This is a genomic window from Collinsella sp. AM31-2AC, from assembly GCF_003469285.1.
GTDB classification, from domain to species: Bacteria; Actinomycetota; Coriobacteriia; order Coriobacteriales; family Coriobacteriaceae; genus Collinsella; species Collinsella aerofaciens_AT.
In genome coordinates, this window is record NZ_QSJB01000012.1 from 62,234 (window position 1) to 89,001 (window position 26,768).

The 26,768-nt window shown below is 62.7% G+C and carries 21 protein-coding genes and 1 pseudogene; 16 read left to right on the top strand and 6 right to left on the bottom strand.

Annotated features, from left to right (window positions below; all coding sequences use genetic code 11):
• Window positions 1–451: 451 nt before the first annotated feature.
• The gene (locus DW796_RS10650; RefSeq protein WP_231501554.1) at window positions 452–553 is read right to left on the bottom strand and encodes an IS3 family transposase; all 102 of its coding nucleotides are present in this window, start codon (window positions 551–553) and stop codon (window positions 452–454) included.
• A 292-nt stretch (window positions 554–845) separates the two neighbouring features.
• Window positions 846–953, bottom strand: a pseudogene (locus DW796_RS10655) (hypothetical protein); the annotation flags it as partial.
• On the opposite strand from DW796_RS10655, the gene DW796_RS07080 reads away from it, so the two are divergent.
• The 8 genes from DW796_RS07080 to DW796_RS07115 all read left to right on the top strand — a co-directional run bounded on the left by DW796_RS07080 (window position 910) and on the right by DW796_RS07115 (window position 8,949).
• A complete protein-coding gene (locus DW796_RS07080) occupies window positions 910–1,227 on the top strand; it encodes a 5'-methylthioadenosine/S-adenosylhomocysteine nucleosidase (protein WP_158567707.1) in 318 nt (105 codons plus the stop codon). The pseudogene DW796_RS10655 and the gene DW796_RS07080 sit on opposite strands and share 44 nt — an antisense overlap.
• A gap of 226 nt (window positions 1,228–1,453) precedes the next feature.
• A complete protein-coding gene (locus DW796_RS07085) occupies window positions 1,454–4,195 on the top strand; it encodes a PRD domain-containing protein (RefSeq protein ID WP_118094689.1) in 2,742 nt (913 codons plus the stop codon).
• 123 nt (window positions 4,196–4,318) lie between these two features.
• Window positions 4,319–4,792 carry a PTS sugar transporter subunit IIB gene (locus DW796_RS07090; protein WP_118094690.1) on the top strand — a complete coding sequence of 158 codons (474 nt, stop codon included), beginning with the start codon at window positions 4,319–4,321 and terminating at the stop codon, window positions 4,790–4,792.
• Window positions 4,793–4,801: 9 nt separating this feature from the next.
• Window positions 4,802–5,587 (top strand): PTS sugar transporter subunit IIC, encoded by a 786-nt coding sequence (locus DW796_RS07095; RefSeq protein ID WP_117563755.1) that lies wholly within the window; start codon window positions 4,802–4,804, stop codon window positions 5,585–5,587.
• Between the two features lie 2 nt (window positions 5,588–5,589).
• On the top strand, window positions 5,590–6,423 hold the full coding sequence (locus tag DW796_RS07100) for a PTS system mannose/fructose/sorbose family transporter subunit IID (protein WP_118094691.1): 834 nt from the start codon (window positions 5,590–5,592) through the stop codon (window positions 6,421–6,423).
• A gap of 26 nt (window positions 6,424–6,449) precedes the next feature.
• Entirely contained in the window at window positions 6,450–6,848 is a 399-nt protein-coding gene (locus DW796_RS07105) for a PTS sugar transporter subunit IIA (RefSeq protein ID WP_117629220.1), read from the top strand.
• 12 nt (window positions 6,849–6,860) lie between these two features.
• Complete coding sequence (locus tag DW796_RS07110) at window positions 6,861–7,985, top strand: glycoside hydrolase family 172 protein (RefSeq protein ID WP_172676343.1); 1,125 nt, start codon at window positions 6,861–6,863, stop codon at window positions 7,983–7,985.
• A 79-nt stretch (window positions 7,986–8,064) separates the two neighbouring features.
• Window positions 8,065–8,949, top strand: coding sequence for an ROK family protein (locus DW796_RS07115; RefSeq protein WP_199579836.1), 885 nt, complete (start codon window positions 8,065–8,067; stop codon window positions 8,947–8,949).
• Between the two features lie 116 nt (window positions 8,950–9,065).
• Here the strand turns inward: DW796_RS07115 and DW796_RS07120 are convergent, their stop codons facing one another.
• Complete coding sequence (locus DW796_RS07120; protein ID WP_117786163.1) at window positions 9,066–9,302, bottom strand: hypothetical protein; 237 nt, start codon at window positions 9,300–9,302, stop codon at window positions 9,066–9,068.
• Between the two features lie 665 nt (window positions 9,303–9,967).
• On the opposite strand from DW796_RS07120, the gene DW796_RS07125 reads away from it, so the two are divergent.
• Together DW796_RS07125 and DW796_RS07130 are read left to right on the top strand one after the other, a co-directional pair.
• Window positions 9,968–11,047 carry a Gfo/Idh/MocA family protein gene (locus tag DW796_RS07125; protein ID WP_118094692.1) on the top strand — a complete coding sequence of 360 codons (1,080 nt, stop codon included), beginning with the start codon at window positions 9,968–9,970 and terminating at the stop codon, window positions 11,045–11,047.
• A 3-nt stretch (window positions 11,048–11,050) separates the two neighbouring features.
• Window positions 11,051–11,797: a DeoR/GlpR family DNA-binding transcription regulator gene (locus DW796_RS07130; RefSeq protein ID WP_118094693.1), complete on the top strand. Its 747-nt coding sequence runs from the start codon at window positions 11,051–11,053 to the stop codon at window positions 11,795–11,797.
• A gap of 399 nt (window positions 11,798–12,196) precedes the next feature.
• On the opposite strand, the gene DW796_RS07135 is transcribed toward DW796_RS07130, so the two are convergent.
• Together DW796_RS07135 and DW796_RS07140 are read right to left on the bottom strand one after the other, a co-directional pair.
• Window positions 12,197–12,856: an RluA family pseudouridine synthase gene (locus tag DW796_RS07135; protein ID WP_226798422.1), complete on the bottom strand. Its 660-nt coding sequence runs from the start codon at window positions 12,854–12,856 to the stop codon at window positions 12,197–12,199.
• A 15-nt stretch (window positions 12,857–12,871) separates the two neighbouring features.
• Window positions 12,872–15,364, bottom strand: coding sequence for a U32 family peptidase (locus tag DW796_RS07140; RefSeq protein WP_118094694.1), 2,493 nt, complete (start codon window positions 15,362–15,364; stop codon window positions 12,872–12,874).
• A gap of 288 nt (window positions 15,365–15,652) precedes the next feature.
• Here DW796_RS07140 and DW796_RS07145 point away from each other — a divergent pair, with 288 nt between their 5' ends.
• Complete coding sequence (locus tag DW796_RS07145) at window positions 15,653–16,030, top strand: RidA family protein (RefSeq protein ID WP_035137477.1); 378 nt, start codon at window positions 15,653–15,655, stop codon at window positions 16,028–16,030.
• Window positions 16,031–16,153: 123 nt separating this feature from the next.
• On the opposite strand, the gene DW796_RS07150 is transcribed toward DW796_RS07145, so the two are convergent.
• Window positions 16,154–16,810 carry a transcriptional regulator gene (locus DW796_RS07150; protein WP_233539698.1) on the bottom strand — a complete coding sequence of 219 codons (657 nt, stop codon included), beginning with the start codon at window positions 16,808–16,810 and terminating at the stop codon, window positions 16,154–16,156.
• A 350-nt stretch (window positions 16,811–17,160) separates the two neighbouring features.
• Between DW796_RS07150 and DW796_RS07155 the strand changes: the two genes are divergently transcribed.
• The 5 genes from DW796_RS07155 (at window position 17,161) to xdh (ending at window position 26,535) form a co-directional block, all read left to right on the top strand.
• A complete protein-coding gene (locus DW796_RS07155) occupies window positions 17,161–18,555 on the top strand; it encodes a uracil-xanthine permease family protein (protein WP_055285183.1) in 1,395 nt (464 codons plus the stop codon).
• Between the two features lie 195 nt (window positions 18,556–18,750).
• Window positions 18,751–20,106 (top strand): putative aminohydrolase SsnA, encoded by a 1,356-nt coding sequence (gene ssnA / locus DW796_RS07160; protein ID WP_118094695.1) that lies wholly within the window; start codon window positions 18,751–18,753, stop codon window positions 20,104–20,106.
• Window positions 20,107–20,255: 149 nt separating this feature from the next.
• The gene (ygfK, locus tag DW796_RS07165) at window positions 20,256–23,255 is read left to right on the top strand and encodes a putative selenate reductase subunit YgfK (protein WP_118094696.1); all 3,000 of its coding nucleotides are present in this window, start codon (window positions 20,256–20,258) and stop codon (window positions 23,253–23,255) included.
• Window positions 23,256–23,265: 10 nt separating this feature from the next.
• Entirely contained in the window at window positions 23,266–23,745 is a 480-nt protein-coding gene (locus DW796_RS07170; protein ID WP_055252516.1) for a 4Fe-4S binding protein, read from the top strand.
• A gap of 12 nt (window positions 23,746–23,757) precedes the next feature.
• A complete protein-coding gene (xdh, locus tag DW796_RS07175) occupies window positions 23,758–26,535 on the top strand; it encodes a selenium-dependent xanthine dehydrogenase (protein WP_118094697.1) in 2,778 nt (925 codons plus the stop codon).
• Window positions 26,536–26,768 lie beyond the last annotated feature (233 nt).

The window sequence follows — 26,768 nt, forward strand, 5'->3', positions numbered from 1 at the left end:
TTTTCGCGTGCAAGCCGCCAGCTGCAATAGGAAGTGAATCAACGCAGGCGGCTTTCAAGCAGTTTGCAAAACTGCAGGTCGCAGGTCTTCATTGCCAGTAGGAGAAATGAGTAGTCTCAGGTGGCTTGCCCATGAGTTGACGAACGGGATTTGAGATTACGCTGACGTCCGGAAACGCTTCGAGCACGGCGTTACGTTTTTGGGGTTTGGGCGTAGCCCCTGCACCCGCGAGCGCGGGCCTTAAGCCCGCCGAGAGGGTGACGCGTCGAAAACGAAAGGGAAAGAGAGAAGGGGCCGTCCCTATTATTCAGGTTGCGACCGAAGAAGACAAGGAGACCCCCTGAGCCTGAATGATGCCCCACAGACCGCGTCCGACCGAGCTCAAGCCGAGCTTTTCCTGACGTCCGCCTTCGCGGAGATGATGGCTGGATTGGCTATGGATTGGCAACACTTATTTGGACGATTCCGGGAGGGACGGCCCCGCCTCCCTGAACTCGACCGGCGACATGTAGCCCAGCGTCGAGTGGATCCTGAAGTTGTTGTACCAGTGCACGTAATCCAAGAGCTTGGCTCGGAGCTCGCGCGTCCCTCCTCAGTCCTTCGGAGTGGCCGACGATCTCCCCGTTGCAGAGGTCGATGAGCAGGCAGACGTAGTTCCATGACGCCCCGACGCGCACGCAGGCCAAGTCGCTGCTTATATGGGTGCACGGCGCCCTGCCGCCGAAGCCGCGCGCGACGACGTTGGGCACGTCGGCCTCGTTGACCGTCCCGGGGTGCACCTTGAACCTCTTCCTGCCGTATGCGCCGGCCAGGCCGTTCTCCCTCATGATGCGGCAGACGCGGCGCCGGCTGACGGTAACGCCCGACCTCCCGGGCGACGCCTTGATCTTGCGCGATCCGTTCCGGCCCTTGCTGGCGGCGTGCGCCGCCGCGGCCGCCGTCGCCCCCGACATTAAGGTCCTCAAGGGCCGTGTCGTCTCCGGCGACCAGTTCGTCTCGCCCGCGGGACAGAAGGAGCACATCCTCGCGACCTTCGGCGACCTGTGCTGCGAGATGGAGGGCTGCACCATCGCGCAGGCCGCCTATCTCAACGGCGTGCCCCTCGTCGTCGTGCGCGCTATCAGCGACAAGCCCTGCGCCGAGGGCCAGGTCGTCGACTACAACACCTTCGAGAAGAAGGCCGCCTGCGACTGCGCCCGCATCGCCGAGCGCATGGTTAAGCTTTAGACCCTGTGCACCGGGGCCCTTCTTTATGTTGGGGCCCCGGCGCGCAGGGCCCTTTCCAAAGCGAAGTGTCGAGCCGAAGTGTTGAGCGTCGGCCCTGAATGTTCAATGGCCGTTGTTTTCTGCCCCTCAAGTGGTGAACTTCTCCTCGGGGCTGTTGATTCCCCCACGCGCCCCCTTCCGTTCTCTGTGTTCCCCTTATACTCCTTGTACAAGGAGGTAAGAAGTCATGGACAAGACCGCACAGGACAGCTTGGCAAAGAAGCCCGTCGACATGAGGGACAGGATTCTCGAGCATCTCGAGGCCCTCACCTCTGCCGTCTCGCTCGACGACCTTGCCCGTCTGTCCACCTCCGACATCGCCGAGACGCTCATCATCTCCAGGAGCCTGGCGAGCCAGTACCTCAACGACCTTGTTCGCGCCGGCCTTGTGGTTAAGGTGGCGGGCAGGCCTGTCCGTTATTTTCATCGCCGCGCGTTCCAGAAGCGTTTTCAGGTAAAGCTCTCTGCAAGCGAGTACGCCTCGCTCGCCGACCTCATCCAGGCGACGGGAATCGCCGATCACCGCGACTTCGCGCGTGCCGTGGGCTTCGACCTGAGCCTCAGCTCCGTTGTCGAGCAGTGCAAGGCTGCGGTTCAGTACCCTCCGTTTGGCCTGCCCATCCTCTTGAGCGGCGGCGTGGGTGTCGGTAAGTCTTTCCTTTCTCGCCTTGTGTACGAGTACGGCAAGAACCAGGGCTTGCTGTCCCGCGACTCCTCCTATGTGCGCATCGACTGTGCCGGGGTCCCGGACGCCGCCTCGTTCAACGGGCTTCTTGACGAGTCGATCGCGAAATCGCACGGGGGTGTGGTCTTTGTCAACGGCATCGAGACACTCTCTCCCTCTGCGATGGAGCGCTGCCTTGCGACGGCCCTCGGGCTCGATGCCTCCCAGGATGCGCCGCGCGCTCGCCTCGTTCTTTCGACGACGCTTTCCGCCGATGACCTGAAGGTTTCCTCGGCCTACAGCAAAATGCCCATCTGTGCCCGCGTCCCCTCACTCAAGGAGCGGACCCCCGAGGAGCGCGAGGATCTCATCTTGAGCTTCCTGCGCAGCGAGGGGTGCCGAATCGGTTCTGATGTGAAGATCAGCCGCGGCGCATACCGTTGCCTCGTGAACGCGGACTTTTCCGATAACATCGCCGGCTTGCGCGCCTGCGTGACGAACTGCTGCGCCAAAGCGTTCCTCAATCGCGAGGGCGACTACGTCGTCGTTCGCCCGTATCTTCTTCCCAGTGGGCTCCTCTCCTCCGCGCAGATCGATCAACAGCCCGACGATGGCGTTCTGATCGACGCGTCTCTGGATGCCGCCGAGAGCACAGGGCCGGTCGAGCAGGCGCTCGATGCCCTGTGCTCCCTCGATGAGCGATTCTGCGCCGGGGAGCTCTCTGTCTCCGAGCTTGTCTCGCAAGCTGTCTCCGCTGTGCGCGGCGTTGAGGATCACTTGATCTTCGACCACGGCGTCGCCTCCTCGAGGTCGCGCGCCTTCGAGCGCGTCGTGGGCGCGGTCCTTGCCGACGCAGGCTCTTCTTATGGCATCGAGCTTTCGAGGAAGGTCGCTTTTCTACTGGCCCAGGAGATTTGCCTGCAGTTGTGGCCGGGTATCGGCCTGGCTAAGCGAAAGTCTGCCTGTGCGGAGCAAATCTCCCATCTCCTCGGTGCCGTGACCTCCGAATTGCCGTTTGCCTCGAGTGTCTCCGATCAGGTCGCCGCAGACGTGGAAGGGGCGCTGGGAATCTCGCTCGATCACTTCACGAAGACGCTTCTGACGCTGTGCGTCGCATCGGAGTCTCGCGATGCGAAGGCCCTTCGGACGCTCTGCGTCATCTTGTCCCACGGCTACTCAACGGCGACGAGCATCGCCGACGCGGCGAACCGTATGCTCGGCATGCATGTGTACGAGGCTGTCGACATGCCCTACGACCAGCAGCTGAAGGACATCGTCGGTCCGCTCCAGCGCCTCGTCGACCGCCATTCCTACTGCACCGGGGTCGTGTTCCTCGTCGACATGGGCTCCTTGGAGGAGGCCTATAAGGCCCTCGAGAACGTTACCGACTCCACTATCGGCGTGGTGAACAACGTCTCTACCGGTCTTGCGCTCGAGATCGGGGTCGGGCTGCTCGGCGGCAAGTCCATCGCCGAGGTTCTTGGCGATGCGACCGCCGCGTGCGTGACGCACTGCAAGGTGATCGAGCGCGTCAACCGTGAGGACGCCATCGTCTTCTGCTCCGAGTCCGGGGTCGAAGCCGCGGAGAGGATACGCCAGCTCGTCTCGCAGAGCCTCCCGCGCACCATAGGCGCGCGCCTGCTCACGAGGCCCTTCAAGCAGCTCGTCGCGAACGGGTCGAACGACGCCGTTTTCTCCGAGCACCGCGTCTGCGCCGTCATCGGCACGGGAGACCCCGGGGTCGCCTCCGTCCCCTTCGTCGCCCTCGAGGACATCATGTCGACGGCGTCCGCCTCTAAGGTTGATGCCGTGTTCGGCAGGTGGCTTGACGCTTCCGAGCTCTCTTCTTTCCACGAGAAGCTGCTCTCGAACATGACGCTGCAGAACGTCATCCGCTCCATCACCATCCTCGACCCGGAGCGGCTATTCCACGAGATCGAGAGCGCCGTGCACGAGCTTCAGCGCAGGACAGGCGAGAAGATCGGCAGCAACGCCATCATTGGGCTCTACGTCCACCTCTGCTGTCTCGTCGAGCGCCTTGTTACCAGAAACCCCATTGAGACCTACGTTGGCCAGGACCGCTTCGAGGAGGAACGCGCCGATTTCATCGAGTCCTTCAGGCAGAGCTTCTCGAGCATCTCGACGCGCTATCGCGTAGAGGTTCCCGTAAGCGAGATCGCATATGTCTTCGACTACATAAGCGTGAGCGCCGCCCCGGCGCGAGAAGAGCGCCTCGGCTCCTCGGACCTCCTGCTCGACGAGTGACCTTCCCCGCGCCGCCGCGAGCTGACCGCGCGTCCTCAATAATCCGATAACCCCTTGCCCGGCGCGAATCCGGATAGCGCCGAGGCAGTACCGAACGTAAAACTTCATTTGATAGGAGCAAACATGAGTGTTGTTATGGCACGAATCGACAATCGCCTGCTTCACGGCATCATCGTGACGCAGTGGGCCCCGGTGTCGGGCGCGAACCGAGTCATGGTCATCGACGACAAGGTCGCCGGCGACGAGGTCCTGAAGTCCACCATGAGGATGGCGCGCCCCGCGGGCATGGCCGTCTCGATCATCTCCGAGCAGACCGCGCTCAAGAACTTCGCGGCGGGCAAGTACGACCGCGAGAAGGTCTTTGTCATCGCCAAGGAGCCCGAGACGATCCTTCACCTGGTCGAGTCGGGCATCGAGCTCCCGTCGCTGATCGTCGGCGGCTCTCTTGTCAAGGAGGGCGGCGTCCAGCTCACCCAGCGCGCCTATGCCTCCGCCGAGAACGTCCAGAGCTACAAGGCGCTCATCGCCCGCGGCGTCAAGGTGACGGCACAGTTCGTGCCCGCCGACAAGCCCGTCTCCGTCGCCGACCTCATCTAAGGAGGGATCATGGTCAACTTCACTATCCTGCAGGTCGTCCTTTTGACCCTGCTGGCCTTCATCAAGCACGTGGACTACTACGGCATCCCGATGATCTTCGTCAACTATGCCGTCTTCTGGGGCCTTATCACCGGTGTCGTCATGGGCGACTGGCAGACCGGCCTCGTCATCGGCGGCACCATCCAGCTCATGCAGCTCGGCGTCGCGGGCTTCGGCGGCTCGTCGATTCCCGACTACGGCACGATGGCCATCATCGCCACAGCCTACGGCGTGACCCTGGGCGCGGACACGGGCCTCGCCATCGGCCTGCCGGTCGGCATGCTCGGCATCCAGCTCGACGTCATCGTCAAGATCCTCAACGGCTTCGTCGTCGAGAAGTCCCAGAAGTTCTGCGACGAGGGCAAGTTCAAGCAGATGAACGCCATCCTGTGGGTCTGCCCCGTGCTCTTCGGCCTGTGCGCCGCCCTGCCCGTCTTTGTCTCCGTGACCCTCGGCCAGCCCGCCGTCAACTGGCTCCTCGAGGTCATGCCCCAGTGGTTCCTTTCCGGCCTCACCCTCGCCGGCAAGATGCTCCCGGCCGTCGGAATCGCGATGCTGCTGCGTTACATGCCCACCGGCAAGTACTTCCAGTACCTGCTCGCCGGCTTCTTCCTCTCGGCCTTCCTGAACGTGCCCATCATCGGCGCCGCCATCGTCGGCTTTGCCCTCGCGATCGCGTTCTACCAGCGCGCCGAGAGGGACACCGAGCTCGCCGCCCACGCTTCCGCAGACGCCTTCATCGGAGAGGATGAGTAACCATGGAAAACGAGAACATCACCGCCGTCGCCAAGGGCAAGCCCTCCGGCTACAAGGTCACCAAGAAGGACCTGCGCAACGCGAACTGGCGCTGGCTCATGAGCGTGTGCACCTTCAACTACCAGACCCAGCAGGGCGCCTCAGTCGCCTACGCCCTCTCGCCGGTCCTGAGGAAGATCTACACGAACGACGAGGACTATAAGCAAGCGCTCAACAACCACTTCCGCTACTACAACACCCAGCCTTGGCTCGCCGCCATCATCCTTGGCGCCTGCGTGGCCATGGAGGAGCGCGACGGCCTAGCGGCGGCGGACGCCGTCCAAGACCTGAAGATCGGCACCATGGGACCGCTCGCCGGCGTCGGCGACTCCCTGCTCATGACCATGATCCCGACCATCATGGGCTCCATCGCCGCCTACATGGCCATCGAGGGCAACCCCGTGGGAGCCGGCATCTGGTTCGCGCTCATCCTGGCCATCTTCTGGGTCCGCATGCACGCCCTCGAGTTCGGCTACAAGCAGGGCGTGAAGCTCGTCACCGACTTCAGCGAGAAGCTTCCCAACCTCACTGCCGCCGCCTCCGTGCTCGGCCTCACCGTGGTCGGCTGCCTCATCGACTCGGTCATCGGCGTCACCTGCCCGATTAGCTTCAGCTTCGGCGACGTCGCGATGGAGATTCAGCCGCTGCTCGACAAGATCCTGCCTGCCATGATCCCCGCCGCCATCACGGGAAGCGCGTATTACCTTCTTACCAAGAAGAACGCGAGCATGACGGCCCTCATCCTCGTGGTGATTGTCCTCGCGATGGTCGCCTCCGCTGCCGGCATCCTCGCTTAGCTTCGACCCAAGAGATTGGTGAATCAATGAGAAAGATAGTTGTGGCGAGCCATTCCCTTCTCGCCCAGGGCTTCAAGGACACCCTCGAGTTCCTTACGGGTAAGGGCGACGCCGTCAACGCCGTGTGCGCCTACGTGAACGACAACGGCGAGGGGCTCGACGCGGCGGTCGAGGCGGCTCTTTCGGGCACTGACGAGGTCGTCGTCCTTACCGACGCGTTCGGCGGTAGCGTGAACCAGCGCTTCTCCCGCTTCGCCTCCGACCGGATCCACGTGATCGCGGGTGTCAACCTCCCGCTCGCCATGACGGTCGCGCTCGCGCGCCCCGACGAGAAACTCGACTTCGACGCCCTCGTCAACGAGGCGCGCCAGCAGATCATCTACGTGAACGGTGTCAGTTCTGCCGAGTGCGACGACGACGAATAGAGGAGGTCAACGATGAGAGAGTTCCTTAAGGACGTGTGGATGCACGGCGGTGAGGAAAGCCGCGCCATCACCCCCGAGAACATCACGGGCGAGAAGGGCCGCGCCGCCATGTCAGCCAGCCACCTCGGCGTCGGCCGCAAGGGCTCGTGCTGCGTGCCCCTTGAGTCCGGCGAGACCATCACGCTCGCGGACATCGAGGGCCCCGGCATCATCCGCCACATCTGGATGACCGTCCCCGACAAGACCGCCGCCGGCAGCTTCGTCATGCGCGACCTCGTGCTGCGCTTCTACTGGGACGACGAGGAGACCCCCTCGGTCGAGTGCCCTGTCGGCGACTTCTTCTGCAACGGCTTCGGTGAGCGCGCCATCGTCAACTCAATGCCCATCTGCGTGAACCCGACGGGCGGCATGAACTGCTACTTCGAGATGCCCTTCAGGAAGCACGCCAAGGTCACGCTTACGAGCGAGCACCCCGGGTTCATTAAGTACATCTTCTACACGTTCAACTACGCGCTCACCGACGTGCCGGACGACGCCATGTACTTCCACGCTCGCTTTAACCGCGAGCGCAGCACCCGCAGGGGCGTCGACTACACCGTGCTCGACGGCGTGCGCGGCAAGGGCTACTACGTCGGCACCTACATGGCCCTGTGCGCCCTGGAGCGCTATTGGTGGGGCGAGGGTGAGATGAAGTTCTTCCTCGACGGCGACGAGGAGTTCCCCACGGTCACCTCGACGGGAGCCGAGGACTACTTCGGCGGTGCCTGGGCCTTCCTCGACAGGCCGCCCCACGCGCTGCCCGAGGCGCAGTGCTTCAACACGCTGTTCGCCGGCTACCCGTACCGCTCGACGCGCGACGCCACGCGCGACCGCTTCAGCGCGGGCAAGCCGAACCCGAACCCGATGCTCGCGACCAACGACGACGCGCTTCCCAGGCACGGCCTCTACAGGTGGCACCTTCCCGATCCGATCTCGTTCAAGGAGGACCTGCGCGTGACGTTCCAGGACCTCGGCAACGACGACATCAAGCTCTACGAGCGCGAGGACGACATCTCCACCGTCGCCTACTGGTACCAAAGCGAGCCGCACGCCGTGCTCGCCCCGTTTGCCGCAAGGCAGGACCGCGTGCCCAGGTAGGGTCGCCTCGAAACAAGCCAACGTTATGGGCGCCCGCGGTTGACCATGACTGCGGGCGTCCCTTTGCAAGGAGGATCACATGAGCGAAAAGCAAATGAGGCTCGGCGCCCTCGAGGCCGGCGGGACCAAGATGGTCTGTTCCGTGGTGTCCGGCGACGGCGAGGTCCTCGACCGTATAGAGACCCCGACGCTTACGCCCGTCGAGACCGTCCCGCAGATGATCGAGTGGTTCACTGCCCGCGATGTGGACGCGTTGGGCATCGGCGCCTTCGGCCCGACCTGCGTCGACCCCGACGATGAGCGCTACGGCTCCATCCTCCAGACGCCCAAGCTCGCGTGGCGAGGCTATGGTCTTCGCGCCGCGTTCGCCGACGCCCTCGGGATTCCGGTGGCCTACGACACGGACGTGAACGTTGCCTGCCTCGGCGAAGTGGTCTTCGGCTGCTGCAAGGGGCTCGAGGACGCCGTCTACGTGACCATCGGCACCGGCGTGGGCGCGGGCGTCATGTGCGCGGGCAGGCTCCTTCACGGCATGCTGCACCCCGAGGCCGGCCACATGCTGGTAAGGACCCGTCCCACCGAGGAGGGACGCTGCGTCTGCCCGAGCCACGCGAGCTGTCTCGAGGGCCTCGCCTCCGGCCCCGCCATCGCCGCGCGCTGGGGAAAGCCCGCGGCCGAGCTCGCGGACAACGATGAGGTGTGGGCGCTCGAAGGGGATTATCTGGGGCAGATGTGCGCGAACCTCGTGCTCATGTACTCGCCTCGCCGCATCGTCCTCGGCGGCGGCGTGATGCACCAGGAGCAGCTCTACGGCATCGTCCGCAAGAAGACCCTCGAATATCTGGGTGGCTACATCCAGACCGCCGAGCTTAAGGACATGGAGAGCTACATCTGCGCCCCGGGCTGCGGCGGCGACCAAGGAATCCTCGGCGCGGCCGAGCTGGCAAGAAGGGCGCTCGCGTAACTTGCGCTCTCTCCGCCATACAACGCGTTAAGAAAAGACGAGCGCTTCTTGCCAATTGAGCGGCAAGAAGCGCTCGTCTTTTGCATTTGTTTTTGGGGCAGGACGCCCCGCCTCCGCTAGAGTCCCTGGACCGCCACACCCACGAGGTTTGGACCGGTGTGGACAAGAAACGCGGGGCTGATGTCGGAGCGGACGACCTCCACCGCGTTGGCCACGCGCTCGCACAGGGCCTGCTCCATGCGGTCGTAGAGGTCGGCGTGGGCCGAGGTGCAGCTCGCGGCAAAGCGCACCTTGGGGTGCTTCTCGACGATGGCGGCGATGAGCTTGATCTCGGTGCGATGCGGTGCTTGCACAGCCATTTCGTGTGCGCGAGGCTGTTGGCTTTCTGGGCCACAGCAATCACCTTCCCCCTAGCATGATGACCTGAACAATCCTCATGCTAGGGGGAAGGTTTTTGTCGCGTAGCGGAAATTGGCCTCCACCCGCTGAGCGGGTGGCTTTCTATGCCGCGCGTGCCGTGCGGCACGGACTAAAGTCCATGAATAAAAACGAGGAAGGCCACGTCCGGCCTCCCTCGCAAAGAGTCTCTGATTGCTCCCACTCATTGGGGACAGACTTACATGAGTGATTGCACTTATTGGGGACAGACTTAAATGAGTGCTCTTGAAATGCCGGCGCCTGGGGACGTTCTTTTTCTGTCTGCAGTTTGGGACGTTCCTTTTCTGTCGGCAGTTTGGGACGGTCCTTAGAGCTGCAGCGCGCCATGAGCGACGAGGCGAAGCGGATCATCCTGTCTTTCGAGTTCTAAGCAGAATTCCCCGTCTCTGAGTAATGATTAGTGCGCATTTGTGCGTATTTGTGTGCGTAGGATTGCGTGGCTATGCGTGTATAAGCGCCGTCTGCGGCTGTATTTTGACCATTTAGCGGTTATATACGCAAAAGTACGCACATACGCGCTAATTTGTGCGAATATAGAGACGGCAGAAATGTTAGACGCTCCATGACCCAGGAGGCACATATGGCAGATTCCAAGCAGGCTCCACTCGACGCCGCGGCAGCCGCCAAAGCAGCATTCGCTTCGGTCCAGGACAAGCCGTTCCCTAACGACATCTTTACGGCTCCCGAGCTCCGCTGGGCCGTGATCGGGTGCGGCGTTATCGCCAACCAGATGGCCCAGTCCCTCGCTCTTGCCGGCCGCAAGCTCGCGGGCGTCGCCAACCGCACGCTGTCCAAGGCTCAGACTTTTGCCGAGCAGTATGGCATCGAGAAGGTCTATGACACGGTCGAAGACCTCTACGCCGATCCGGACATCGACGCTGTCTATATCACCACGCCGCACAACACGCATATCACCTATCTGCGTGCCGCGCTGGCCGCCGGCAAGCACGTGCTCTGCGAGAAGGCCATTACCCTCAACTCTGCCGAGCTCGACGAGGCCCGCGCCATCGCCGACGAGCACAACGTGGTCCTTATGGATGCCACCACGGTGCTCCACATGCCGCTGTATCAGGAGCTGCGCCGTCGCATGGATGCGGGCGACTTTGGCCACATGAACCTCGCCCAGCTCAACTTTGGCAGCTATAAGGAGTACGGCGACCTGACCAACCGCTTCTACAACCGCAGCCTTGCCGGCGGCGCCATGCTCGACATCGGCGTCTATGCCCTTTCGGTCATGCGCCTCTTTATGGCAAGTCAGCCCGCTGAGGTCGTGTCTCTGGGCAACACCTGTGAGACTGGCGTTGACGTCGCGGGCGGCATTGTCTGCCGAAACGCCGAGCAGCAGCTGGGCGTCGTGAGCCTTACGCTCCACTCGAAGCAGCCCAAGCGCTCGGTCATCAGCTTTGACAAGTGCTATATCGAGGTCAACGAGTATCCGCGTGCCGACCATGCGATCATCGTGTGGACTGCAGACGGTCACCGTGAGGAGGTCCACGCCGGCACCGAGGCCTACGCGCTGTGCTACGAGATGGCTGACCTCGAGAAGGCCGTCGCCGGCGATGATTCCAAGCGTGAGCTTCTGGATTATGCTTCTGATGTTATGGAGCTGATGACCAAGCTCCGTGCCGATTGGGGAGTCGTCTACCCCGAGGAGGAGTAAGCGATGCTCGCGGAAGATAGGCTCAATGCGATCGTCTCGATGGTGCAGCAGGCTGGTTCAGTAACGGTGCCAGAGCTTGCCGATGCCCTGGGTGTGACGGCTTCTACCATTCGACGCGACCTGCAGACGCTTGACCGAGCGCACCGCATCGCCAAGGTGCACGGTGGCGCGACAAGCCTTGAGCGCGCGCACGTGACGCGCGACTTAACGATCAGTGAGCGCAGTGATCTCCATAACGATGACAAGGAGCGCATCTGCGCCCGTGCGGCGGCGCTTGTGGAGCCCGATAGTTTCGTGTATATCGATTCGGGTTCCACGACCCTCAAGCTCATCGAGCATCTTCCGCATCTCGAAGGGGTTACCTATGTGACTGATTCCGTGCTCCATGCTCAGCATCTCGCTTTGCGCGGCATGCGTACCGTGGTGCTGGGCGGCGAGCTCAAACCCGAGACCGAGGCGCTCGTTGGCCCCGATGCCTTGGCAACTCTAGAACGCTACAACTTCAACTGCGGCTTTTGGGGCTCCAACGGCATTGCCGCCGAGCAGGGTTTTACGACTCCCGATATCGAGGAAGCGCAGGTCAAGCGTATCTCGATGCGCCATACGGCCAAACGCTTCGTAATCTCGGACGCCAGCAAATTTGGCATGGTGGCGCCCGTCAAGTTCGCGGACTTCCGCGACGCAACAATTATTACCGCGGGCGAGGTGCCCGCAAAGTACCGGGCAATGGACAACGTCATCACGGTCTAGCGACGGGGCAAGGCCAAAATCATTTAGTTCTCTCAATAGAAAAGCGGCAACGTCCATTACGGGCGTTGCCGCTTTCGTTGTCTGCCGGTTTGTCTAAATCTGTAACAACCAGACCGTTAAAAGCAGGCTAGATGTTACAGATTGAGATTGCTTGGGGCGACGCTGGTGGTTTGTCTAAATCTATAACATCTGAGGCTGATTATGCCGAGTTACTGTTAGAGATTGAGATTTTCCCTTAAGGGGGATTCGAATGTCTCGATCTGTAACAGATAGACCGGAAAACGGGTTCTAACTGTTACAGATCGAGACGTTTTGGCGCCACGGCTGAGCCATCGTGGTGGCTTTGACGTTTTCCAAGATAAAACCTGCCAAAATAAGCCTGTCCCTATTTGGCAGGATTTAGGGCTCCCAGGGGCAGGGAGCTTCGATGTGGATGTGCTCGCCGGTTACGGGATGCGTAAAGGACACGCTGTGGGCGTGGAGCATCAGGCCGCAGGGACGCGGCGTGCCGTAGAGCTCGTCGCCAACCAGGGGATGGCGCTCGCTTGCCAGGTGCACGCGGATCTGATGCTTGCGACCGGTGAGCAGCTCGACATCGATATACGAGCGCGTGGGCAGACCTCGGCGGCTCTTAAGGCGCTTGAGCACCTTCACGCGCGTCTGAGACGGCTTTCCGCTGGCGCCGACGCGCATCTTGCGGCTATCGTGGCGGTCGCGCGCGATGGGCTTGTCGATGAGCTTCTCGTTCCAGTCGATCTTGCCCTCGGCGAGCGCCAGGTAGTGCTTTTCGAACGCGTGGTCGATGACCATCTGGTCAAAGGCGGGCTGCGTCTGTTTGTCGAGCGAGAACAGCACCACGCCGGTGGTGTCGCGATCCAGGCGGTTGAGCGGCTGCATGTCAGTCGCGGCAAAGCCGTCGCCCATCGCCAGCAGCAGATCGCTGGCGTAGTCGGTAAGCGTGCGCTCGCCGGTGCCGTCGCCGTGGACAATCATGCCGGCGGGCTTGTCGATGGCCATGAGCCAGGCGTCGCAGTAGAGGACTTGAGGTTCTTCGTTCACGTGTAAGCCTTTCGGTTAGCTGATTCCCACAAACATGCAGCCCGAGGTCGCCCCGCGTAGGCGGGCGGCGGGCTTGCGGCCGGCCTGCGCTGCTTCGACGGCGCGACGGACGCGAGCGACGGCACGGCCCACCTCATCCGTCTCGAGCAACGTTCCGTCCACCATGAGACGACGCACGCCGGCATCGAGCAACTGTGGTACCTGCGGCGTGAGGTCGATGGGGTAGGCATCGTACAGGCGAGAGCGGCCGTGGATGTCGGTGCGGACGGGCATGACCTTTCCGTCGATATTCTTGAGCGAGAGCTTGCGGGCACGCAGGCGGCAGTTGGCACAATCGTGGATGCAGCCGTTGGCAACCTGCAGAATGCAATGCTCGCTTGTCATGACGCGCGGGCGGCCAAAGACGGTGATGCCCAGAGCCGCGGGCGCGGCGGCGCCGAGCGAGACAATCTCGTCGAGCGTGATCTCGGGCGAGAGCCAAAACGCACCGGCTCCGCACTCGGCAAGCGCTTCCATGCAGGGCGTGTTGTGAACCGGCAGGCAAGAGCGAATCTCGGCCGTGGCGCCAACCTGGGCGGCCAGGGCAAGCTCGGAGATATTGCCGACGGCGACGGTGGCCCCGGCATTGATCCAGGGATCGACGCGTACGTGGTCGACGGCGCGGCAGACCTCGTCGAGTACGGGCACGATACCCTGCTCAAATGCATCGGCAGGGGAGATACCGGCGGCCTCGAGCGCGTCGGTGGTCATATAGATGCGCGCGGCGCCCTCGGCACGAGCTGCCTCGGCGGCTTCGAGCGTGGTGACGGCGGCGCAGATCTGCGGCCCGTCGCGGTAATGCTCGGGCATGGCGCGCGTACATTTGTCGAGTACCGGCAACTCGAGCGTCTTCGCGCGCTCCTCGTACGGCGCCAGAATGGCCTCCTCCAATGCCTTACAGGCGGCGGCGCGCACCTTGTGCACGGCGGAGAAGCCCATACCGCAGCCGGCGTCGAGCGAAACGTCAAAGCTCGCTGCCTCAAAGGGCGAGGAGCCCATGCGGCCCACATGCTCAACCAGGTCTGCCGCCTCGACGGCGCGGGTCTTGGCGGCCTCGACGGTGAAGCCCGTGGCGGTGGCGGTGAGCGCGGGGTTGTCACAGCAGGTGAGTGTAACGGTAAACGGCTCGCCCAGGCGCGCCACGACGGACACATCAACAGCTCGGCGGCGCAGTACATCGCGCTTGAGTGCGGCGCCGGCGGCGTCGATGGCGCGCTGACTGCGAATCACGCGGACGCGGCAGCCCTCGGGCATGCTGCGGGGCACGCGACATTCGATGATGTCGCCCGCGGCGGCATCATCGGCGGCAATGGTGGTCAGGAACTGGTCGAACTCATCGTCGTGGCGAAGCTCCAGCAGGTCGCCCTTGCCCACGGGCTCAAACAACTCAATGCGGGCGATGGCGGCGCGGCGACGGCGGTCGTCGGGCTTGAGGCCGCGCACATCGCGGTTGGCCGGGCGGCTGCCCAGCACCGTGCCCACGATCTGGCCGCGGTTGTTGGAACGCTCATAGCTCATCATCTCGTCGCCCGAGGTGCCGTCCTGATAGGCGTGCGTAAAGTCGCGGTTGAAGCAGCGCTTGAGCTGGCGCTGGCGGGCAGCTTCCTCGTCCTTGGCAACGGTGGTTCCGGCCAGCATGTCATCAATCTGATGACGATACACGTCGACGATGGAATACACGTAATCGGGAGCCTTCATGCGGCCCTCGAGCTTGAGCGATGCGGCGCCGGCGTCATACAGACGGCGAACAAGCTGTGAGGTGTTGGTGTCACGCGGGCATAGCGCACGCTCGCGGCCGGCGGGGGAGAGCGTGCGGCCGTTCTCGTCGATCAGCTCGTAGGGCAGGCGGCAGGGCTGGGCGCACATGCCGCGGTTGGCCGATCGTCCCGCCATGGCAAAGCTCGAAAGCAGGCACAGGCCCGAGTAGCAAAAGCAGATGGCGCCATGGCTAAAGACCTCAAGGTCCACATCGGGCGCGGCATCGTGGATGGCGGCAATCTCGTCGATGGAAAGCTCGCGCGAGAGAGTCACGCGGTCGGCGCCCTGCTCGCGGCACCAAAGAGTTCCGCGGTCGTCGTGGATGTTTGCTTGGGTTGAGATGTGCGTCTCGATGCCGGGCATCGTGCGCTTGACCTCAAAGAACAGGCCCCAGTCCTGGATGATAAAGGCGTCGGCGCCCAACGTGGAGCAGCGGTGGATGAGTTGCAACGCATCGCCCATCTCGGACTGCTTGATGACGATGTTGACCGTGACGTAGACGCGCGACCCGGCTAGATGCGCGGCGCGGCAGGCTTGCTCAAAGGCCTCGTCGGTAAAGTTGGTGGCCTTGCGGCGGGCGTTGAAGCTGCCCATGCCGCAGTAGATGGCGTCTGCCCCGGCGGCGAGTGCGGCGGCAAAGGGCTCGGGCCCTCCGGCGGGCGCCAAAAGCTCGGGTCTGCGGTTGGTGGTTCGACTGGCGGTTGCGGTCATATCCTGCCTTTCAAAATGCTCAGATATTCAAAAGTATAGTGGTGCTGTTGCGATGGACGATGCCCGCAGTCTAAGCAGGACAAAGTTTTCAGGTGGGTCGCCAGTCACGCCGCTCATCGGCCCGTACGCGCCGTTGGGCGATAAAATATTCTCGCAACGTGATAATAATCTTGCACTGCGCGGAAACCTTGAGTACTATCCCAATCAAGCGCGGCGTTCAGACCGAACTGTGCCTCCCGGTGTGAACGCCGCGCTCACGCTCTCTCAACTGATCGTAAGGAGAAAAACATGAGCAAGACCGTCGTGTCTTCCGATAACGCACCCGCAGCCATCGGCCCGTATTCCCCCGGCATCCAGACCGGCAACATGGTGTTCCTGTCCGGCCAGCTGGGCATCGACCCCGCAACCGGCAAGATGCCCGAGGGCGTCGAGGCCCAGGCCAAGCAGTCCCTTGCTAACGTCGAGGCCCTGCTGACCGCTGCCGGCGCCACTTTTGCCGATGTCGTCAAGACCACGGTCTACCTGGCCGATATCGCCGACTTCGCTGCCGTGAACGAGATCTACGCCTCCAAGTTCGAGGCTCCGTTCCCCGCGCGCAGCGCCTTCCAGGTTGCCGCCCTTCCGGCTGGCGGTCTGGTCGAGATCGAGGTCGTCGCCGCTCTCTAAGGCGTTGACAACAACTAAACATGACATGCAAAAAGACCCTGCAGTGCGTGTGAACTGCAGGGTCTTTTGTCAAGCGATGCGGCAAAATGATCTGTTTTCCTTCGTCCCCAAGGGATCAGCGGGTTAGCCCTCCTTGCGGACTTTTTGCAGGTAGCGGTATACGCTGGGCTCCGAGATGCCCAGCGCGGTGGCGGCGCAGGCCACAGCGCCCTTGAGCATGAACACCCCGTTGCCGTTGAGGTGGCGAATGACGTCCACGCGGTCGCTCTGACCAAGCGACGCTACATCCAGCCCGCGCGCGCTCAGCAACTCGGCAATGCTGCGGTCGATGAGCTCCTGTGTAGATTCCGAAAGGCTTTCGACCTCGATAGACGCGGGCTCCGCCTGCCTAGACACAGCGTCGAAGTATGCCATGAGCTGCTGCGCCATGGCGTTGATGGAGCGCACGGTCGAGAGGTCGGTGTTGACGCAGAGCATACCGACGATCTCGTCATTTTCGCGGATAAAGAACGTCGCGGACTCCAACGTCTTGCCACCGGCACCGCGCCCCTCGTAGCCCGTAATAAACGGCAGGTCGCGATACTTGGGGTCGTGCATGATCTTGAGCGCCAGATCGGTGGCGGGACCGCCGACCTTACGGCCGCTCACGATGCCGTTGCGAATATCGACGATGGCGTGGTCGGGATCCGAGAAATCATGCAGGACGATCTCGCTGTTCTTACCGAGTATCTGCTCCAGGAAATCGACCATCGGCAAAAAGCGACGTACGGTCTCGTTCACGGGCAACTCCTTTGGGTGAAATCGGAAGGTTCATAACAATTTTTTCTCATGGTAACACGCTGCTCTTCATCTCGTATATCCGCAGGTACATTGCGTAATACAGACGAACGGTAGGAATTTGGCGGTAAACGGTTGACCAAAAGAAAAGTTAGATGTTATTTTGACCAGACACTTTCCTGACCTGCGGAAATGCATTATCTCAGCTGAAGAATAGTCTGATAACAAAAAATTATTATTGAGAATGAGAATCATCTTTAATACGATATGCAACGAAGGCACAACCTCAACCCCGCACTGCGTCACAATAGAGCGTTAGATGCGAAACAACTATTTCGAGGATTGGTGGTCAAATGACCCAGGAGACGGTTACGAACGGCACTGAAGCCCTGTTCACTCGTGAAGGCATGCCTCCCGTTAAGGAAATGATCCCGTGTGCCCTTCAGCACGTACTGGCTTCGTTTGCCGGTATCATCACCCCGGCTGTCATCATGGCCGGCGTCTACGGCTTTAATAGCCAGCAGAGCACCGACATCATTCAGGTTGCGCTCATTCTTTCGGCGATCGATACGGCCCTTCAGGCCTTCGCTCCCTTCCGTCGCATCGGCGGCGGTCTGCCCATCGTCATGGGCGTTTCGTTCGCGTTCCTGCCGGCCCTGCAGGCCATGGGTGCCTCGGGCTTTAGCTTTGGTGCTCTGCTGGGCGGCGAGATCGTCGGCGGCGCCGTCGCGGTCCTCTTTGGTCTGGCCTACAGCAAGATCAAGTGGCTGTTCCCGCCCGTCGTGACCGGTACGGTCATCTTCTCCATTGGCGTCTCACTCTATCCCACGGCCGTCAAGTATATGGCCGGCGGTATGGGCACGCCGCTGTGGGGCACTCCGCAGGCCTGGTGCGTCGCTCTTATCACCTTCGCCGTGGTCTTTGCGCTCGCCAACTTTGGCAAGGGCACGCTCAAGCTGGGATCCGTGTTCTTTGGCATGATCGTTGGCATGATCGTTTCGATCCCCTTTGGCATGATCGACTTCTCCAGCGTCGCTACCGCCCAGGTCTTCGCCCTTCCCAAGCTCATGCCCTACGCGCTCGAGTTTGATCCCGAGGTCTGCATTACCCTCGCTGTTGTGTTCCCCATGGTTGCCATCCAGGTTATCGGTGACGTTTCCGCCGCCTGCCTGGGCTCCATCGACCGTATGCCCACCGAGCGCGAGCTCTCCGGCGCTATCGTGTCCCAGGGCCTCACCTCTATGGTCGGCGGCCTGCTGGGCGGTCTCCCCACCAGCGCCCTTGGCCAGAACGTTGGTATCATCTGCTCCAACAAGGTCGTCAACAAGTGGGTCTTTGTGATCATCGCGGCCGTCTTTGCCATCGCCGGCCTGTTCCCGCAGCTCTCTGCCGTCCTTTCCGCTATCCCGCAGCCCGTCATCGGCGGCGCGACCGTCGGCGTCTTTGGCACCATCACCATGAACGGCGTGCGCATGTTCACCCGCGAGGGCCTTACGCAGCGCACTACCACCATCGTCGGTACCTCCGTCGTCTTTGGCCTGGGTATCTGGATGGCCAGCGGTTGCCTTGCCGGCGAGGGTATGCCCGCCTGGGTATCCACCGTCATCGGCTCCAATGCCGTAACCCCCACCGCCATTATGGCCATTGTCCTTAACCTGATCCTTCCGCAGACGCCGGTCGTGGCTCAACACATCGATGCTGCCAAGGACGCTGCCGTGGATCTGGTCTTGCCCGAGAGTAAGAAGTAACCAATTCGGTGCTATTCGTCGGCGGGCGCATCGCCTCGTCCGCCGACGTCATGCGGCGCCAAGCCGCACTTCAAAGGGTTTGTCCCTTTGGTGAAGCGTTGACGGGAGAGGGCCCGTTTCCGGTGTAGGCCGGCGCTTCGCACTCCGCCATGTCAGAGGTGTCAAACCCCGCCCCTGATGTTGAAGGGAGCATTCATGCTTCTGGTCGCTAACGGTTCCGTTTTTACCCGCAACGCTCAGACCCCGTTCATTCCCAACGGCGCGGTCGCCATTGACGGAGATACGATCGTCGAAGTAGGTCCCGAGTGCGAGCTCAAGGCCAAGTACCCGGATGCCGAGTACGTCGACGCCCAGGGCAACCTCATCATGCCCGGACTCATCAATTGCCACACCCACATCTACTCGGGTCTGGCCCGCGGCCTTGCCATTAAGGGCTGCAACCCCACCAACTTCCAGGAGAATCTTGAGCAGCAGTGGTGGAAGATCGATGACAACCTGACGCTCGACGGCACCAAGGCCAGCGCCTATGCCACGATTCTTGACTCCATCCGCGATGGCGTCACCACGATCTTCGATCACCACGCGAGCTTCTGCGAGATCCCAGGCAGCCTCTTTACCATTAAGGATGCAGCTCAGGAGCTGGGCATGCGTTCGTGCCTGTGCTACGAGGTCTCCGACCGCCGCGGTCAGGAAAAATGCGACCAGGCCATTGCCGAGAACGCCGAGTTTGCCCAGTGGGCCGCCAAGGAGCGTCGCGATAACGACAACCACATGATCGCCGCCATGTTTGGCGGTCACGCCACCTTTACGCTTTCGGACGAGACCATGGACAAGATGGCCGAGGCCAACAACGGTCTGACCGGCTTCCACATCCATGTGTGCGAGGGCATGAATGACGTGTGGGACTCCCGCCTCAACCGCGGTGGCATCAGCCCCGTCGAGCGCCTGCTGCAGCACAACCTGCTGGGTCCCGACACCATGCTCGGCCACTGCATCCACGTGACGCCTGCCGAGATGGATATCGTCAAGGAGTCCGGTACCTGGCTCGTCAACAACCCCGAATCCAATATGGGCAACGCCGTGGGCTGCGCCCCCGTGCTCGAGTTCTTCCGCCGCGGCATCCCCGTGTGCATGGGCACCGACGCCTACACTCACGATATGCTCGAGAGCCTCAAGGTCTTCCTGATCATTCAGCGCCACAACGCCGCCATGCCCAACGTGGGCTGGTGCGAGGCCATGACCATGCTGTTCGAGAACAACGCCAAGATGGCGAGCAAGTACTTCGACCGCAAGCTCGGTGTGCTCGAGGCCGGCGCTGCCGCCGACGTCATCGTTATGGACTACAAGCCCTTTACGCCGCTGAGCGAGGAGAATATCGACGGCCACATGCTCTTTGGCATGATGGGCAAAAACTGCCGCACCACCATCATCAACGGCCGCGTCCTGTACAAGGATCGCGAGTTCGTTGGCATTGATGAGGACAAGATCAACGCGTGGACCATGGCTGAGTCCAAGAAGCTCTGGAGCACGCTCAACGGTCGCACCTACTAATTCACAAGTAGATTCGCGCGCGTCAGATGTTTCGCCGCATCCGACGCGCGTATAGGCGACCTCCGCGGGGTCGCCGGCGCTGTGCTAGCGCTACACCGTATTTGCGCCCGCCGCGCGGTCTCGCCGGGCGTTACAGAGAGGAGCTCACTATGAGCGACATCATGAGGCCGATCCCGTTTTCGCAGCTGATGAACTGGATCATCGAGGAGCACAAGACCCAGGACGCCATCTTTGGCGTGCGCAAGATGGTCACGACCAACCAGGAGGGTGCGCTTCCCATTTTTGACGAGCGCATCGAGACTCCGTTTGGCCCGGCCGCCGGCCCCAATACGCAGCTTGCCCAGAACATCGTGGCATCCTATGTGGCCGGTTCTCGCTTCTTTGAGCTCAAGACCGTCCAGGTTATGGACGGCGAGGAGCTCTCCAAGTGCGTCAACAAGCCCTGCATCGTGGCTCAGGACGAGTGCTACAACTGCGAATGGTCGACCGAGCTCGAGGTTCCGCAGGCCTTTGCCGAGTACGTGAAGGCATGGTTTGCCTGCCACCTGATCGCTCGCGAGTACGGTCTGGGCAGCCCGGACGGCTTTGTCTTCAACATGTCGGTGGGCTATGACCTGGAGGGCATTAAGAGCCCCAAGGTCGATGCCTACATCGAGGGCATGAAGGACGCCAGCGGCTCCGACGTCTGGAACGAGTGCCGCGCATGGGCGCTCGCCAACCTGGACAAGTTTGAGCATGTCGACGCCGCGTTTGTCGAGTCCATCCCGGCGCGCGTGTCCAACTCCATAACCGAGTCCACGCTGCATGGCTGCCCGCCGGCGGAGATCGAGCGCATCGCGACCTACCTCATCACCGAGAAGGGCCTCAACACCTACATCAAGTGCAACCCCACGCTGCTGGGCTATGAGTTTGCCCGTCAGCGCCTCAACGAGCTGGGCTTTGACTACATCGTCTTCGACGATACACACTTCCGCGAGGACCTGCAGTGGGCCGACGCCGTGCCCATGTTCGAGCGCCTGATTGCCCTGTGCGCCGAGCGAGGCTTGGAGTTTGGCGTCAAGCTGACCAACACGTTCCCCGTCGACGTGACGAGGAACGAGCTGCCTTCCACCGAGATGTACATGTCGGGTCGTTCGCTGTTCTCGCTGACCATCGAGGCCGCCCGCCGCATTACCGAGCAGTTCGATGGCAAGCTGCGCATCAGCTACTCCGGCGGTGCCACGGTCTACAACATTCGTGCCCTGTACGATGCCGGCATTTGGCCTGTTACCCTGGCGACCGACGTACTCAAGCCCGGTGGCTACGAGCGCTTTAGCCAGATGGCCGGCGAGTTTACCGACCTGGATGGCAAGCCGTTCGCGGGCGTCTCTCTCGAGGCCGTGACTGCGATCCAGACCGACTCGCTCACCAACCCGCTCTACAAGAAGCCGCTGCGCCCGCTGCCCGACCGCAAGGTCGCCGGCAAGAGCCCGCTTTCCGACTGCTTTACCACGCCTTGCCGTACGAGCTGCCCCATCCAGCAGGATATCCCTGCCTATCTGGCGGCTGTTGACGAGGGCCGCTACGAGGACGCGCTCAACATCATCATCGAGCGCAACGCCCTGCCGTTCATTACCGGTACCATCTGCCCGCATCCCTGCGGCCGTGCCTGCGAGCGTGCATTCTACGAGCCCGAGGGCGCCCAGATTCGCGCCAGCAAGCTCAAGGCCGCCCGCGAGGCCATGACCGCCGTGCTGCCCAAGCTGCGCGCCCAGGCCATTGCCAACGACGCCGAGCGCAACGTTGCCGTTATCGGCGGCGGCCCGGCCGGTCTGGCGACGGCGTTCTTCCTGACGCGCGCCGGCGTGCCCGTCACTATCTTCGAGGCCCGCGACTCTCTCGGCGGCGTGGTCCGTCACGTGATCCCCGAGTTCCGTATCGCGAGCGACGATATCTCCCACGACGCCGAGCTCTGCCTGGCCTTTGGCGCCAAGGTTCAGCTCAACGCTCGCGTGGAGTCCATTGACGAGCTCAAGGCCCAGGGCTTTACCGACGTGGTCGTGGCCACCGGTGCCTGGATGCCCGGCTCTGCGGGCCTGGGCGAGGGTGCCGAGCTCGACGTGCTGGAGTTCCTCGAGGCCGCCAAGAAGGGCGAGAAGCTCGAGCTGGGCGAGGATGTCGTGGTCATCGGCGCCGGCAACACCGCCATGGACGCGGCCCGCGTGGCCAAGCGCCTTGCTGGCGTGAAGAACGTGCGCCTGGTGTATCGCCGCACCAAGAAGCAGATGCCCGCCGACGAGGAAGAGCTCGATCTTGCTCTTGCCGACGGCGTTGAGTTCTGCGAGCTGCTGGCGCCCAAGGCGCTCAACGGCGCCGTGCTGACCTGCGACGTCATGGAACTTGGCGAGCCGGATGCAAGCGGCCGTCGCAGCCCCGTCGCCACGGGCGAGACCGTCGAGCTTTCCGCCACCACGGTGATTTGCGCCGTGGGCGAGGGCATCGATGCCAGCCTGTACGACACCGCGGGCGTCGAGCACGACCGTCGCGGCCGCCTTGCCGCCACCTCCACCGGCGTCGAGGGCGTTTGGGCTGCAGGCGACTGCCGTCGCGGTCCTGCCACCGTGGTCGAGGCTATTGCCGACGCCGCCGAAGTCGCCCGTGCCATCGCTGGCGTGGACTTTAACAAGTACGTCGACTGCAACGAGCAGGCCGGCCGCGAGGACACCTGCTACGAGTGCAAGGGGTCGCTGTGCCGTGACAAGCGCAACTGCACCAAGACTCGCTGCCTGGGCTGCGGCTCGGTGTGCGAGGTCTGCTGCGATGTGTGCCCCAACCGCGCCAACGTGGCAATAAAAGTGCCGGGCCTGGCCAAGCATCAGGTCGTCCACGTCGATGGCATGTGCAACGAGTGCGGCAACTGCGCTGTGTTCTGCCCCTACCAGGAGGGTCGTCCCTACAAGGACAAGCTCACCCTGTTCTGGAGCGAGCAGGACATGGAGAACTCCGAGAACGAGGGCTTCCTGGCCGTGGACGAGGACCACTTTAAGGTTCGCGTCGCCGGCACGGTTCGCACCGTCTCGGTCGATGCCGTCAACACCGGTCTGCCCGAGGCCGTCCGCCTGACCATCAAGGCCGTGCGCGACAGCTATCCGTATCTCCTTAAGAAATAAGGGACCCCTTATGGCCAAATCCATTCAACATAACGTGGCCTACGTTGCCTGCGGAAGCGGTTGCGCCTCCGCAGGCGGCGACGCCCGCTGCAGCGAAGGCTGCATTGGCTGTGGCGCCTGTGTCACGGCCTGTCCCCACGGCGCCATTGCGCTGGTCGATGGCATCGCCCGCGTGGACCGCTCCAAGTGCACGGGCTGTGGCCTGTGCGGCATGGCGTGCCCGCAGCGCGTGATTGCCTTTGTTCCCGGCTACCAGAACATCCTGGTGCGCTGCAACAACACCGATAAGGGCGCCATTGCGCGCAAGATCTGCGACACGAGCTGCATCGGTTGCGGCATGTGCGCTAAAAAGTGCCCCGCCGGCGCTATCCGCATCGAGGACAACTGCGCCCATATCGATGGCGCGGATTGCCTGTCCTGCGGCATGTGCGCCGTCGTCTGCCCACATGGCGCCATCCACGACCGCACCGGCATCGCCGCCGGCGTGTAGAAGGGAATCACCATGGCACAGGAATTCACTTTTACCGTTAACGGCGTCGAGCGCACGACGACCCAAAATAAACCGCTGCTGCGCTACCTGCGCGACGACCTGCACATCCATTCCGCTAAGGACGGCTGCTCCGAGGGTGCCTGCGGTACCTGCACCATCCATGTGGACGGTGCAGCCGTCAAGGCGTGCGTGCTAACCACCGCTCTTGCCGCCGGCCGCAACATCGTGACTGTTGAGGGCCTGCCCGAGGATGTGCGCGAGGCCTTTGTGTACGCCTTTGGCGCCGTGGGCGCCGTGCAGTGCGGTTTTTGCATCCCCGGTATGGTCATGGCGGGCGCTGCGCTCATCGCCGAGGATCCCGAGCCCACCGAGGAGCAGATCAAGTACGCCATCCGCGGCAACGTCTGCCGCTGCACCGGCTACAAAAAGATTATCGAGGGCATCTCGCTGGCCGCTGCAGTACTCCGCGGCGAAAAGCAGATCGACGAGGATCTGGAGCGCGGCGACGACTACGGCGTGGGCAAGCGCGCCTTCCGTATTGACGTGCGTAAGAAGGTGCTCGGCGAGGGCAAGTACCCCGACGACATCGACGAGCTCGATCAGCCGGGTCTGACCTACGCCAGCGCCGTGCGCTCCAAGTACCCGCGCGCCCGTGTGCTCTCCATCGACACCTCCAAGGCCGAGGCCCTGCCCGGCGTGGTGGGTATCCTACGCGCCGAGGACGTGCCGGTCAACCAGGTCGGCCACCTTATCCAGGACTGGGACGTCATGATCGCCCAGGGCGATATCACCCGCTGCGTGGGCGATGCCATTGTGCTGGTGGTTGCCGAGGACGAGGCGACGCTCGAGAAGGCTAAGAAGCTCGTAAAGATTGATTACGAGCCGCTGGAGCCCGTGCGTAACATTGTCGAGGCCAGGGCTGCTGACGCCCCGCGCCTGCACGACAGCTTCTTTGCCTTCGGCAACACGGTGGAGCTCAAGGACAACGTGTGCCAGAGCCGCCATGTGACGCGCGGTGACGCCGCCAAGGCGCTGGCAGAGAGCGCGTTTACCGTGACGCAGCGCTTTGCCACGCCCTTTACCGAGCATGCCTTCTTGGAGCCCGAGTGCGCCGTCGCCTTCCCGTACAAGAACGGCGTCAAGGTGCAGTCGACCGACCAGGGTGCCTACGATACGCGCAAAGAGTGCGCCCACATGTTTGGCTGGGATAGCGAACCCGAGCGTGTGGTCGTCGAGACCATGCTCGTGGGTGGCGGCTTTGGCGGCAAGGAGGACGTTTCGGTCCAGCACCTGGCCGCGCTCGCCGCATATAAGTTCCAGCGTCCTGTGAAGTGCAAGCTCACGCGTGCCGAGTCGCTCGCGTTCCATCCCAAGCGCCATGCCATGGACGGTACCTTTACGCTGGGCTGCGACGCCGAGGGCAACTTTACCGGCCTGGACTGCGAGATCAACTTTGACACCGGCGCCTACGCGTCGCTGTGCGGCCCGGTGCTCGAGCGCGCCTGCACGCACGCCGTCGGTCCCTACAAGTACCAGAACACTGACATCCGCGGCTTTGGCTACTACACCAACAACCCGCCCGCCGGTGCGTACCGCGGCTTTGGCGTGTGCCAGTCCGAGTTTGCGCTCGAGAGCCTGATCGACCTGCTGGCAGAAAAGGTCGGCCTGGATCCGTGGGAGATCCGCTACCGAAACGCCATCGAGCCGGGCGAGGTTTTGCCCAACGGCCAGATCGCCGATTGCTCCACGGCGCTTAAGGAGACGCTGCTCGAGGTCAAGGATGCCTACTACGCGCATCCCGGCCACGCCGGCATTGCCTGCGCCATGAAGAACGCCGGCGTGGGCGTGGGCCTGCCCGATGCCGGTCGCTGCAAGATTCGCGTCGAGGATGGCTGCGCCGTGGTCTACGCCGCCACGTCCGACATCGGCCAGGGCTGCAACACCGTTTTTTTGCAGGACGTTGCCGAGGCCTGCGGTCTGCCGCTGAGCTGCATTGCCAATGGCGAGTGCTCCACCGAGAACGCTCCCGACTCCGGCACCACGTCTGGCTCGCGCCAGACGGTCGTGACCGGCGAGGCCGTGCGCGGTGCCGCCTTCCTGCTGCGCGATGCCATGGTTGGCATCGAGGCCGGCAAGCCTGCGCCTACCGCCCCGGTGAGCGCGCATGGCGACGGCGTCAAGATCGAGTACGACGACGGTCGCGCCTATCAGCTGCGCACGCAGGAGCTCGTCGCCGGCCAGGGTATGCATCCTCAGGATCCCGCGACCGCCATCAAGGCGCTTGAGGGATGCGAGTTTGGCTACGTGTATCTGGAGCCGACCGACAAGCTGGGTGCGGATGTTCCCAACCCCAAGAGCCACATCTGCTACGGCTTTGCCACACATGTGGTCATTCTGGGCGACGACGGCCGCGTGAGCGAGGTCTATGCCGCGCACGATTCCGGCAAGGTGGTCAACCCCATCTCCATCCAGGGTCAGATCGAAGGCGGCGTGCTTATGGGTATGGGCTATGCGCTTACCGAGGACTGGCCGCTCAAGGACTGCGTGCCCCAGGCAAGGTACGGTACGCTCGGGCTGTTCCGTGCGCCCGAGATTCCGGATATCCACGCCATTTACGTGGAGAAGGACGAGCTGCTGCCCGTGGCATACGGCGGCAAGGGCATCGGCGAGATCGCAACGATCCCCACGGCGCCCGCCGTGCAGAACGCCTACCGCGCGTTTGACGGCAAACTGCGTCCCGATCTGCCCATGGTGGATACGCCCTACAGCCGCGTCCGCAACCGCGGGTAGAGTAGAGCGCGGACGCCCATTGCTGACGGGCTGTTCGCGCTCAACATCAACTACATATGCTGCGTCTTTGGCCCCAGCTCCATCGCGAGCCGGGGCCTTTTGCTTAGAGCGGAAACTGCGTCCCGGAATTGGCGCTCAGAATGGGACACACTTTCCGGTTGGAGCTTCAAACGGAAAGTGCATCCCGGAATCCGCGCCTGGAATGGGACACACTTTCCGGAACGGCCCTCAAC